General features: G+C 42.2%; 10 protein-coding genes. 4 read left to right on the top strand and 6 right to left on the bottom strand.

Annotation, left to right across the window (positions count from 1 at the left end):
- Positions 1–333: 333 nt before the first annotated feature.
- Complete coding sequence (locus MR764_RS12485; RefSeq protein WP_247979755.1) at positions 334–1,206, bottom strand: transglutaminase-like domain-containing protein; 873 nt, start codon at positions 1,204–1,206, stop codon at positions 334–336.
- Between the two features lie 4 nt (positions 1,207–1,210).
- Positions 1,211–2,080 carry a nucleoside phosphorylase gene (locus MR764_RS12480; RefSeq protein WP_247979754.1) on the bottom strand — a complete coding sequence of 290 codons (870 nt, stop codon included), beginning with the start codon at positions 2,078–2,080 and terminating at the stop codon, positions 1,211–1,213.
- Between the two features lie 240 nt (positions 2,081–2,320).
- Between MR764_RS12480 and MR764_RS12475 the strand changes: the two genes are divergently transcribed.
- Both MR764_RS12475 and MR764_RS12470 read left to right on the top strand, forming a co-directional pair.
- Positions 2,321–4,135 carry a hypothetical protein gene (locus MR764_RS12475; RefSeq protein ID WP_247979753.1) on the top strand — a complete coding sequence of 605 codons (1,815 nt, stop codon included), beginning with the start codon at positions 2,321–2,323 and terminating at the stop codon, positions 4,133–4,135.
- On the top strand, positions 4,132–4,485 hold the full coding sequence (locus MR764_RS12470; RefSeq protein WP_247979752.1) for a PAS domain-containing protein: 354 nt from the start codon (positions 4,132–4,134) through the stop codon (positions 4,483–4,485). Before MR764_RS12475 ends, MR764_RS12470 begins: the two co-directional genes overlap by 4 nt.
- Positions 4,486–4,487: 2 nt before the next feature.
- Here MR764_RS12470 and MR764_RS12465 read toward each other — a convergent pair whose 3' ends face one another.
- Complete coding sequence (locus MR764_RS12465) at positions 4,488–6,779, bottom strand: patatin-like phospholipase family protein (protein ID WP_247979751.1); 2,292 nt, start codon at positions 6,777–6,779, stop codon at positions 4,488–4,490.
- 198 nt (positions 6,780–6,977) lie between these two features.
- On the opposite strand from MR764_RS12465, the gene MR764_RS12460 reads away from it, so the two are divergent.
- Together MR764_RS12460 and MR764_RS12455 are read left to right on the top strand one after the other, a co-directional pair.
- Positions 6,978–7,841 carry an alpha/beta hydrolase family protein gene (locus MR764_RS12460; protein WP_247979750.1) on the top strand — a complete coding sequence of 288 codons (864 nt, stop codon included), beginning with the start codon at positions 6,978–6,980 and terminating at the stop codon, positions 7,839–7,841.
- A 28-nt stretch (positions 7,842–7,869) separates the two neighbouring features.
- Complete coding sequence (locus MR764_RS12455; protein WP_247979749.1) at positions 7,870–9,237, top strand: M23 family metallopeptidase; 1,368 nt, start codon at positions 7,870–7,872, stop codon at positions 9,235–9,237.
- A gap of 7 nt (positions 9,238–9,244) precedes the next feature.
- Here the strand turns inward: MR764_RS12455 and MR764_RS12450 are convergent, their stop codons facing one another.
- Genes MR764_RS12450 through MR764_RS12440 form a run of 3 tightly spaced genes read right to left on the bottom strand, consistent with a single transcriptional unit; the run spans position 9,245 to position 11,785 of the window.
- Positions 9,245–10,027: an MBL fold metallo-hydrolase gene (locus tag MR764_RS12450; RefSeq protein WP_247979748.1), complete on the bottom strand. Its 783-nt coding sequence runs from the start codon at positions 10,025–10,027 to the stop codon at positions 9,245–9,247.
- Positions 10,024–10,899, bottom strand: a complete 876-nt coding sequence (locus tag MR764_RS12445) for an ATP-binding protein (RefSeq protein WP_247979747.1) — start codon at positions 10,897–10,899, stop codon at positions 10,024–10,026. The genes MR764_RS12450 and MR764_RS12445 overlap by 4 nt, the downstream gene beginning before the upstream one ends.
- Before the next feature lie 4 nt (positions 10,900–10,903).
- A complete protein-coding gene (locus MR764_RS12440; RefSeq protein WP_247979746.1) occupies positions 10,904–11,785 on the bottom strand; it encodes an ATP-binding protein in 882 nt (293 codons plus the stop codon).
- Positions 11,786–11,848 lie beyond the last annotated feature (63 nt).

The raw sequence follows: 11,848 nt of genomic DNA, 5'->3' as shown, positions 1-11,848 counted from the left end.
TAATAACAAACGACCTCACTGGTCCTGTGAAATGCTGACACCAGAGCAAATGCACAAACAAGATACCATTAAAATTAAAAGCTATAAAAGAACAGACCGTTTCAAAGCTAGCTTTGAAACGGTCTGTAAATCTATTAACTTAGTCCAATAATCTGTAACGCTTATTTAGGACTAGTCAAAACTTTTGCTGATCATCTTTTGCCACAGAGTTGCACAGAGTAAAACCGGAATTACACGGAGACTTTCAACATGCTTTATAAAAAAAGCTGTCGTTGTTCCGGAATTTAATGGGAATCCTGTTTAAAGTGCAAATTCAGTGAAATATAAGCTGTTTTAAAACAAACGCAGCAACTGTTTGATTTTTTCCTCTTTATCCTGAAAACCTACCGATTGATACGCCTCCTGCATCGATTCGAGCAAGCGTACGATAAACAAAGTATCGGGTTTAGGCTCTGTATAGTCGTACATCGGGAGATAGTCGTTCTTTTTCAGATGATATTCAATTTCTTTTCGGCTGGTAACCGCTCCTTTGTTCGATGGATTTATATAAAACAAAACATCCGAATCAACCGCTGCTCCGTGTACCTTCTTCGCCAATTCGGCATCGACAATGGCCACCAGCGGATTTTTTGGAAAATCGACAAGATGGGCTGGTATTTCCAGCATTCGGGCAACTATGGTGTAAAAAATACTCATCGAAACCGGGTTCCCTTTTTTGGTGTCCAGAAGTTGATTCAGAAAACAGTTCTGGGGCGAATGAGGATTGCTAAGATTAACCGCAAATCCGTTGATATTGAATAAAAAATGATTGAGGATTGTGGTTTTTTCGAGTATGGTAAGCGAGTTGTTAAGCTCCAGCCAGATACTTTTCCTAAGGGTTTCGATTTTCGCCTGAATGTTTAACGGATTGAGATCGGGATACTGAAACCGATCTACATGGCAAAAGCCATTGACCAAACTACGTTCACCGGGATCTTTAGCCAACCATTTTTTTAAGCGCCTTTTGGTTTCTTTAAATTGTAAATGCTGGATAATATTCTCGATCCGTTCCTGGCTATGCTCATCAAAACTCGATTCCCATTTCTTTTCAAGCATGGGAATAATGTCACCTTTACTTTTTAGCAACGCTTTCTCCACTAACGCATACACCATTTCGTCCGGGTCGTCGAGGAGATTAATGAGCGCATCTAAACGGTTTTTGTCCATAGGTTTATTTTGATAGGGTAGTAAGTACAAGTTGGATTAGTTTTTTCATTTCGTCGCGGTAATTCCCGTTGGCGGTAAGCGTTACCCGGTTCGCAATAATCAGGCAAACGGTTAATGCGTGGTGCCCCAGTAAGCGGGAAAGTCCGTAAATCGCAGAACTTTCCATCTCGAAGTTGGTAATGCGAAGGCCCTTGAACGAAAACGATTCAATTTTCTCGTTTAAATGCGGGAAGGCCAGAGGAATTCTCAACTCTCTGCCTTGCGGACCATAAAATCCGGGAGCAGAAATGGTCACTCCGTGCGAGAATTCTTTTGTGCTAAACCGCGATAAAAGTTCCGGTGAAGCATCTACCACATAAGGCGATGCCAATGAACTGTCCCAGGCGGTGTAGGCTTTAAATGCTGCTTCTAACTCCAGATCAGCCACTTTGTCTCTGCCTGCGTAAAAATTCAGCAGACCATCAAAACCGATCGATTTTTCGGAAACAACAAACGAATTTACCGGCAAATCGGTTTGAAGTCCTCCCGATGTTCCAATCCTGACAATGTTCAGGCTTTTATGCTCTTTTTTTATTTCACGGGTTTCCAGATCGATATTGACTAAAGCATCGAGTTCGTTTACTACAATGTCGATGTTATCGGTGCCAATTCCGGTTGAAATCAATGTGAACCGTTTTTTATTATAAATGCCGGTAACTGTTTTGAATTCCCGGTTTTGGGTGGTAAACAATATTTCGTCGAACAAGGTGGCAATGGAATCAACTCTTGCAGGGTCGCCCACCAAAATTATATTGTCTGAAATATTTTCCGGTTTCAGGTGTAAGTGAAAAATGGTTCCGTCGGGGTTCAATATCAATTCAGAATTTCTAATCATACTGGAAATTTAGATGAAAACCAAAACTATTTAAAATTAGATGAATCGCCAATTGCGGTGCGGAAAACATATAAACAACACGTTCTTGAAAATTCATCGGTGTTTTTTATTTTGTTAAAAACTGATGTTTTTGAGACAGTTTCGCTAAAAAATGCCCGCAACGGGAAATGTGTGGCGTTGGTTTTGCAAAATAATGCCCGAAATTTCTATTTTTGAGAAACGAATCTAACATACAAACGGATGTCATTCAAAATCTTTTCACTTCAACTAACCGGTAAAATAAAACCTACATCTACCGTTGAGCAACAACGAATCCAGTTAAAAAGCGATTATGAAGCATTTCTGCAAACGGAGGCTTCTGAAGAATTAAAGGCTTTTCTGGAGTTGGAAGCTTGGGTGAACTCGGATGCCTTCAAAAACAAGAAAAAAGAAGTTGAAGGTCTTTCTTTTAAAGGGAGTAAAGAAGAAAAAGAAGAAAAGGAATTTCAGCGACTAAAAAAGTCGGGACCGATAAAAAAATATTTTGCGGTTGAAAGCTCTTCCGACTTAAAAAGATTTGAAAAAGAACAGGATTCGGATAAGCTGAAAAACTATTACACGCTGCTCGACTATATGAAAGAAGGGCAGTTTGAAAAAGAAAAAAAGGAGATTGTCAGCCAGGTATTCAAAGGATCGGTAGAAGAAAAACATCTGCAGGAATACATGCGCTTAGCAAAATCGGCTGAAATAAAAGCCTACCTCGAGTTGCACGGTTCGGAGACCTTGAAAAAACATGAGGCAACAGAGAATTCAGAGAAGTTTAAGAAATACAATGAGCTGAAAAATGCTTCCGACCGAAGTAAAGAAGACAAAGCTGAATTTAAAAAGCTGAGCGGAGATGCAGCGATTAAAGCCTACTTTAAACTGGAGAAATCGAAAAAACTCAAACTATACAAGGAAACCAACGGCAGCCACAATTTGAAAAGATACGAGGAGCTGAAAGCTTTGGTGGAGTCGAAAGAGTTCAGGGAAAAAGAAGCTTATTTGAAAGACAAGAAAAAGTTTGAAAAAAGTGAGGCGTATAAAAAGCAATCCGAGTTTAAGCAATTGGCGGCGGATGGAACGGTTAAATTTGTTTTGAAGTACGAGAAATCACCGCTTTACAAAAATTACCTCGACGTAAAGGATTCTTTCGACTTGAAACGTTACTATGAGCTGGAAGCGCTGTTGCAGTCAGAAGAATACAAGAAACAGAAAGCCTGGCTGGAAGATAGGAAGCGTTGGGAGAAAACACCCGAATACGCCAAGTATCAGCAGTACCTGAAAGACAAACAGAAGCCTGAATTTGTCAACTATTTCAAATACAAAAACTCAAACGATTTTGAATTCTTTAAAACCTGGGAAGTGGTTTTTGAGGATCAATTCACCGGAAAATCATTGGATGCCGGAAAGTGGTCGACAACCACACCGATGGCAGGAAAAACATTGGGTGAAAACTATGCTTTACCGGGCGACCTTAATATTTTTACCAATGGCAGTAACCTGAAAGTGGATCAAAAGCTTGTAATTCAGGTAAAAAAAGAAAAAGCATCGGGAAAAGTTTGGAGAATGCCGGCAGGATTTGTGCCCACCGATTTTGAATATACTTCGGGACTCGTCTCCAGTGCACCCAATTTTGTGTTGAATGATGGAATTCTGGAAGCGAAAATTAAGTTCGATCCCGTAAAACAGGTAATGAGTTCGTTGTACCTTACAGGAGAGAAACCAACCAACCGTGTAAATCTTCTGGAAATGGGAGCAAGAAATCATCTGGGTTTTACGTTCCTAAATGGAAACGGAAAAGTGGAAAGTCAGGGAATCGACATTTCAAATCTGAAAAAAGACACCTACATTTTTAGTGTGGAGAAAGCGGGATCAACTTTTACCTGGAAAATCAACAATGTTGAGATTCTGAAGGAGGAAAAGCCAGAAATGAACAAACAGTTATTTATTGAAGCTTCAAGTCTTGTAATCGACCCGGTATCGTCATCGGCCAATTTCGAGATTGAGTGGGTAAAATGCTACTGTAAAAAATGACCTTGAACGATTTGAATGTTGATTGGGCCGAGGAGTTTAGCGGCGCCATAACTGTCTGTGATCGAAAGGGAACCATCGTTTATATGAATCAACGTTCGGTGGAACAATTCCATAACTACGGAGGTGCCGGTCTTTTGGGAACCAACTTACTGGACTGTCACCCCGAGCCTTCCAAAACGAGGTTAAAGGAAATGTTGGAACAGCCGGTTGATAACATGTACACCACAGAAAAAGACGGAAAAACAAAGATTATTTATCAAACACCCTGGTATCAATCCGGAATGTTTCGGGGAGTGATCGAGATCTCGTTTCAGCTGGATGGAGCTATGCCGCATTTTTTCAGAAAATAAAATTACAGTCCGCGTTTGTTGAAGAGAATGTAGCCAAAATTAAGGGTGATATACCACTTGGTGTTTTCTTTATCGTAATAGTTCACGGCCAAACTAACCGGGCCTATTCCGGTTTGATAGACCATAGCCGCCATTCCCTGCCAGTACACATTGTGGAAAATATCGTTGCTTTTGTAAGCCGTTAAATCTTCAGCTATTAGTTCCTCTTTAATGGGCAGAAAGCCGTAACCTTCGAGCCGCAAATGCATGTCGGGAGAAAAGTGAAATATTGTTTTTAATCCACCTGCGGTAAACTGGTTCGAATGAAAATTGTTCAGAAACAGTGAGTTGCTGTGTGGCGTGGGTTGAAAGCCCGGAGCATTCAGCTTCACCGCCTTGTAATTCCGAAACAAGTCTTTAGTACTCAGCAAACCTTCCGCATGAAGGCCCAGTGTGAATGCTTTGCCAAAATTGAAATAGCGGAGCAGCTTGGCATTCATCTGGAAATATTCCTGATGCTGGTGTATTTTTCCGCTTATCTCCGAAGTGCTTCCGGGAAAGTGACCTTCTTCTCCCACAACATATTTAGTGTCGAGCATTCTGAGAAGTCCTTCCGTCGCATATTGTTTGTAATTCAGAGAGTTGGTTTCGAGCCGGATATCAACAACAAAGGCATTTAATGTACTTTCATCGGGTTCGTCTTCTTTGTTAAAAATGTCGGTTTGGTAATACTGGTCTGAAGCTGATGAATACGCAACTCCTGTATAGAATTTACTGTTGAGCCCAAGCGGGAAACCACCTTCTACTCGAAAATTCAACTCGTCGCGGATGATGTAGGGCGGGCGCACATTTTCGAAAAACAATTCGGAGCTTGAGGCAAAATAATCCCATCGGTTGAGCGTGAAATAAGACGCCAGATAAAAAGGCAGTCGCGAGGGGTAATCAATCCGTCCACCCAATTTAAATGAGCTGTAAAAACGCCCGAAAAACAGGTTCGAATTTAACAGGTAAGCCCGTCGGTTGTAGGCTCGGTAATTTACACCCACGTATCCCTGATTGATGGGCTTTGTCGAAATATTTCCGCCAATGTTTACATCTATTTTTTTCTCCGGTTCCACTTTTAAATGTAAATCGAAATAACCGGTTTCCTTGTTGTAATAGGTGAGGGGTTGTATCGATTTTACCTGCTGGTCGGCTACCAGTTTGAAATATTCCTTTTTCAGGTTTTCCAGCGATACAATCGGCATGCCGTGTTTCATGCTTTGGATAATAAACTGCCGTTGCATATTATCATCAACGCCTTCCACTTGTATATTTTGAAAGTAGAGGGCAGGTTTACCGGCAACAAAATTTTCACGTTTAGCCTGCAGGTCTTCATGCCGAACTCTCCTTGCTATGAGCATTTTTATACTGTCCAGTGCATTTTTTGCCGTTTTTTCGCCGGCTGCCATTGCCTGATCAATTTTATCAAAATCAAGAAGGCCAACGTCTTCAAATTTTGTTTCGAGCAAAATCCCGTCTTTCGGGTCAATCTCGAAATTAGTGGGGCGCATTACCAGGTTCGAGATCTGTTGCATTACATCGTCGGCTTCAGCTGCTTTGGCATTATTGGCGACCTTATGTCCGATAATAATATCAGGTTTGAAGATCTCCTTCATTTGCTGAGTTGGGAAGTTATTAAGCAAACCACCGTCAAACATCAGGCTGCCGTTTATTTTTATCGGCTTGAAATAAAGCGGCACCGTCATCGATGCCCGGATAGCATTCCCCAGATCGCCGTTTCGCAGAACCACGGGTTTGCTGTTATACACATCGGCGGCAACACAAAAAAACGGAACCATCAGCTTATTGAAATCGTAGTCGCAGGCGGCGCTGGTGGCTGCCGTGAGTTCCATAAAAGCAAAGTCCATTTGTTCGGCCGGAACAATGTTGGTGGGGGGAAGGAGTTTCACTTTTTCATTTTTCCGGGTAACTCTCAGCTGAAGCCAGGTGGGATCGGCTTCCGGCTGCTTGAAATAATAGCGATATCCGGTTTGGATTTTCCCCGTGGACCAGAAATAAAAATCGTCCGACTTAAATAACTCTTCCATTTCATCGGGGCTGTACCCGGCGGCATATAAACCGCCTACGATTGCACCGATAGACGTACCGGCAATGTAGTCGATAGGGATATTGTTTTCTTCCAATACCCTTAAAACGGCAATATGAGCCATCCCTTTGGCACCGCCTCCGCTTAATACCACGCCAACCGATTGCGCATGGCTCTGAAAGCCGGTTAATACTACCAATAAACTAACAAGAAGCTTTAATTTCATTTGGTTTTTCTGCATGCATTCTGAACGCAATCAAATTTACAAAATCTATGGAATGTTAAGTAGAAATACATTGAAAAATCGGCAATTTTTAAAATAGATGTGCTTAGTTTTCCGACTATTGGCGAAAGTCTTTCGAATGTTTAGGACATTGAACTAAATAATAATAGATTTGTAAAACGTACTTTAAAAACCTAAATCATGTATAAACACTTTTTTATTTGTCTTTTGATTGTTCTTCCGTTTTCCTTGTTGGCTCAAAATGGAAAAGTGATGGAATCGCTGGAGTTTGAAAGCAAGCTGGTTTCATACCCTGTTAAGTATTCGGTTTATTTGCCGGCCGATTATGAAACTTCCAATCGCAGTTATCCGGTGTTGTATCTGTTACATGGATATTCTGACGATGAAACCGGCTGGATTCAGTTTGGTGAAGCCAATACCATCGCCGATAAAGGAATTGCCAACGGAGATTTTCCTCCCTGCATCATTATTATGCCTGACGGAAAAGTGAGCTGGTATGTAAACAGCTTTGACGGGAAAGATCCCTGGGAGGATATGTTTATAAAAGAATTTATTCCGGCAATGGAAAAACAGTATCGCATCCGGGCGAAAAAAGAATTTAGGGCAATTGCGGGCCTCTCGATGGGTGGGAACGGTGCTTTGCTTTTATCCATGCATCATCCGGAATTATTCACAGCTTGTGTGGCCCTGAGTGCAGGAACTTTTACCGATGAAGAAATCAGTGGAAACGGCCGGTATGATCATTATTTCAAAGATATTTACGGCAAGAAGGCAGAAACCGGAGTAAGTGATTACTGGAAAGCAAACAGCCCGATCCACCTGCTCGACAGTGTGGAGAAAGATAAACTCAAATCGGTTCGTTTTTACATCGATTGTGGCGATGACGATTTTCTGTATAAAGGAAATTCTGCACTTCATGTGAAAATGCGCGACCTGGGTATCCCGCACGAATACAGGGTTCGGAACGGCTCGCATAGCTGGGAGTACTGGCGTACCGGTTTATTCGACGGGCTGAAATATATTTCGTCGTCTTTCCGCCGTTGATCAGTCGTTTTACCTTTAATCCGAAATATTGAAATGCCTCTTTTCCATAGGATTTGCGATAGTGCTGCTGAGTTTTTCTTTCAGTGTTGCGGGGCAGACCCAACCAGATTTTAAGTGGGGAAATTCTGCTTATTTCAACCTTAGTATTGGCGAAAGTATTTGGTGCGACAGTACTGAAATAAAATTGCTGAGGATTGAGAACCGGTACAATACGTTGAAAGTAGGGCATGATACACTTTGTTTAAAAGCGAGTGGTCGTTCGCTTCCGCACGCCAGTTCAACTGGTTTGCCTTTTTTTGTGGCCGACAATAAAAACCTTAAAGCTTTGTCGGTCGATTCAACGATTCACGGTTTGCTGAAAGAAGATGTATTGCTGTGTGTGGCTGGTGCGAATAAATCCCTGCTGGAAAAACAGCAGTTTGTCTTCCCTGTAAATTTTAGTCATGGTTTTACCTGGGGTGGAGACGAAGATGCGTACATGTATTCCTTTTTGTACGACAGTAAGAAACAGAGCTATGAAACTTTTCCCGGAATTGGAATTGATTTAGACGATGCCAAAGGACTGGAAAAACATTGGCTGGTGGCGCTTGAGAATAGCACGGTGGTGTGGATTGACAAACAAGCTGAAGACAGAGCGGCTTGTGTTTTACTGGCAAGCGAATCTTATTCCGGCATTTATTATGTGTACGATAACCTTTACGATAAGAATCTGGAAGTAAAAAAAGGGCAAAATCTAACGAGAGGCGAATTAATAGGCACAGCTTGGGGAGACGCCGATTGGGGACATGTACACCTGGCGGTGGTTTACAGCGACACCATTCCTTCGTACAAGAATCGGTTTGCGAATTGTATCAATTTCTTCCCGCAATTATACGAGTTGTATTATGGTCATATTTATAATACTACAAAGTCGTACTCTAAAGGACAAATTAGTTTCGGAAAAGCGATTTCCGCTGCAGGAGCCGAAAAAAACAATGATGCATTTGAAGAATATTTGGGTAAAGGATGGATATGGGGGAGTTGGAATGTGGCGGACAAATTAGCTTCTGTATCAAAGCGCGAAGAGGGAAATGTGCGGATGGAAAAACAGATCTTCTCGGGGACACCTGCCCAATGCGTTAATCCACGTGATTATTTTGATTATGAGATCAATGTTAAAAACGGAGTATATCGTATTCGGGCAAAGGTGGGAGATGTGGACAGGGAATCGTGGCAAAAAATAGAGTACGAAGGCGTTATGGCCAACACCTTGTCGTTGGCTCGTGGAGTGCAGGAATGGACGGATGAAAGAATTGTAAAAGTGGAAGACAGAAAACTGACCGTTCGTATTTACATCGATCCAAAGCATCAAAAAGTAGCCGGATTAAGTGAAATTGTCTTTCAGATGGCGTACTAGAGGCGACTCAAAATTCAAATACCATTCCCGTTTTTACCTGTCTTGAGTGAAATGCATCTTGAAATAAGGCAAGCGCAGGTAGTTCCGTGCAATGTGAAGGAAAAACTTGCTCCACTTTATTGTCAGCGAAATAACGAAGGGTTTCACGGGTTTGGTGATTCTGCTCTTTCAGATGAAAGCCACCGATTACTGCTTTGATTTTTGAGATTCCAGTCACTTTTTTTGCGTATTCACAAATATTACAAATGCCGGAATGGGCACAACCCGAAATAATCACCAGTTGGTTGTTTACAACCGCAGCCAGCGCAGAATCATCAGAAACGAAATCTTCTGAGCCATCCGAAAATTCAAAGCTTGTTGCTTGGGCTTCAAATTCGTTGGTTCGGGGTATCTCGCCCAGGTACCAAAGCTTATCTGTTATTTGCACAGGTTCTCTGGCTGTTATTAAATCGAAGGACGCAGTAATTTCTTCCCGGCTCATTTCAAGTCCGACAGGAGAGTGGTTCTTTTTTCGAAAACGTTGCTGAAAAGCTTCCGGATGGGTGATCAGTGTTTGCCCCCGAAGAAATTGAAGCCCGTTTCCATGATCCCAGTGCCCGTGGCTTAATACAATTTTTTGAACTTCGTGCTGAATGTCGATTCCCAGCTTTTTTGCATTTTTCAGAAAAACATCAGAATGACCGGTATCGAACAGAATTTTTTCAGTGTCCGTTTCAATCAGGTACGAAAGACCGTGTTCGGCCTGAAACCTGCCACCAGCGACGTTGTCCGTTAAAACTGTCAGCTTCATTGTACTTTTTCGTTTAGTTTTCTCCAGATATGCTGAAGCTCTTTTCCCGTTTCAGACTCGGCAGCGTATTCCATCATGGTCTGGCTGTGTACCATCGATTCCACCATTAATCTGTCGAACGGTATTTTTCCCAGTAAGCGAATACCATTTTTTTGCAGAAAATCCTCCACAACGCTTGTCATTTCCGGGTTGATATCGCATTTGTTAATCACTGCAAACATCGGAATTTTGAATGAATCGACCAGCTTTTTTAAACGCCTGGCATCGTGCAGCCCCGAAACTGTTGGCTCGATCACCAGCAAAACCACATCCGTTCCGGTTATGGAAGCAATGGCAGCGCATCCAATTCCGGGAGGGCCATCGTTCAACAAAAAATCGGCTTTTGCCGATCGTGCTATTTCTTTTGCGCGTTCACGAATGTGCGTCACCAAATGTCCGGAGTTATCCTCTCCCGGGCCCATTTTAGCATGAACCATTTTCCCAAAGCGGGTGTCGGAAACAAACCACTGGTTATTGAAATTTTCGGTAACCGAAATGGCTTCTGCCGGGCAAATTCTTGCACACAAACGGCATCCTTCGCATTGAAAGGGATTTACTTCTGGAAACGAATCGGTGTTTGTGTGTATGGCGTCAAAACGACAGGAAGATTCACACAAACCACATTTTGTGCATTTTTCAGGATCAATTTTCGCGAAAGAACCACTGTTGAATGCATGGATTTCCTGAATGCTCGGTTGAAAAATAAGATGTAAATCGGCTGCATCCACATCGTTATCGCAAAACACTGCGTTGCTTGCCAACGAAGCCAATGCCGCTGTAATACTGGTTTTTCCGGCTCCTCCCTTTCCACTTACTATTGCAATTTCCTTCATTTGCTCAGTTGTTTAATTTTCTGATTCCGGTTAACTCCAGCAGTCGTTCAGCAGTCGATTGATAAAAAATCTCCATCTCTTCCGAAATCTGATCTAATAGTGCTCCGCGCGAATAATTGACCGCAAATTCCTTTGAAAAAGGTATTTCGCCGATCAATTCGATTTTGTTTTTGTTTAGAAATTCGTAAACCGAATGATTCCCCAGTCCGGCTTTGTTCACGATTACTCCAAAAGGAATTTTAAGATCGTTTAGTAACTCCACAGTCAGCATTAAATCATATTCGCCAAAAGGAGTGGGTTCGGTTACCAAAATGACATAAGCTGCGCCTGAAACCGTTTCGACAACCGGGCAACTGGTTCCCGGTGGAGCATCGAGTAATTGAAGCATCTCTGGGTTGTTCGTCTGCTTTTTTAGTGCCCGAATCAGTGATGTTTGCATGGAAGATCCGATTTCGAGCCGGCCTTCAATAACGCCCGATCCAAAGGTGGTTGTATATTCCGAAATGGTCCCAATCGGATTCTGGTATTCGCTGATAGCATCAAAATTGCAGGCAACAGAGCAGGCGCCACACGAGTGGCAAAGGTCTTTGTTGACCTCGGCAAATTTCAGGTTCTTAACAATACTGATGGCGTTGAATTCGCACCATTCGGAACATTTTTTACAAAAAGTACATTTCTCTCTGTCAATTTTAGGAACTAATGAATAGACCTTGTTTGTATTGGATTTTTCAGCCTTAGGAATAAAAAGAAGGTCGTTGGGCTCTTCTACATCGCAATCGATCAGCTGGACCTGGTTCTCCAAATATTTTGAAAGCTGGTAATAGAGGTTAACCGCAACCGTTGTTTTGCCGGTTCCTCCCTTACCGCTCGCTATAGCAATACGCATACCGATAGTTTTTAGGTGTCTGTTTATTACAGCTGTTTTTCGGCTAAAAGAAATCCCCGAAAT

Origin of the sequence: Maribellus sp. YY47, from assembly GCF_023111095.1 — a bacterium.
Classification (GTDB): Bacteria; Bacteroidota; Bacteroidia; order Bacteroidales; family Prolixibacteraceae; genus Draconibacterium.
The sequence above is the reverse complement of the archived record's forward strand: the minus strand, read 5'-3'. Positions and strand labels throughout refer to the sequence as shown.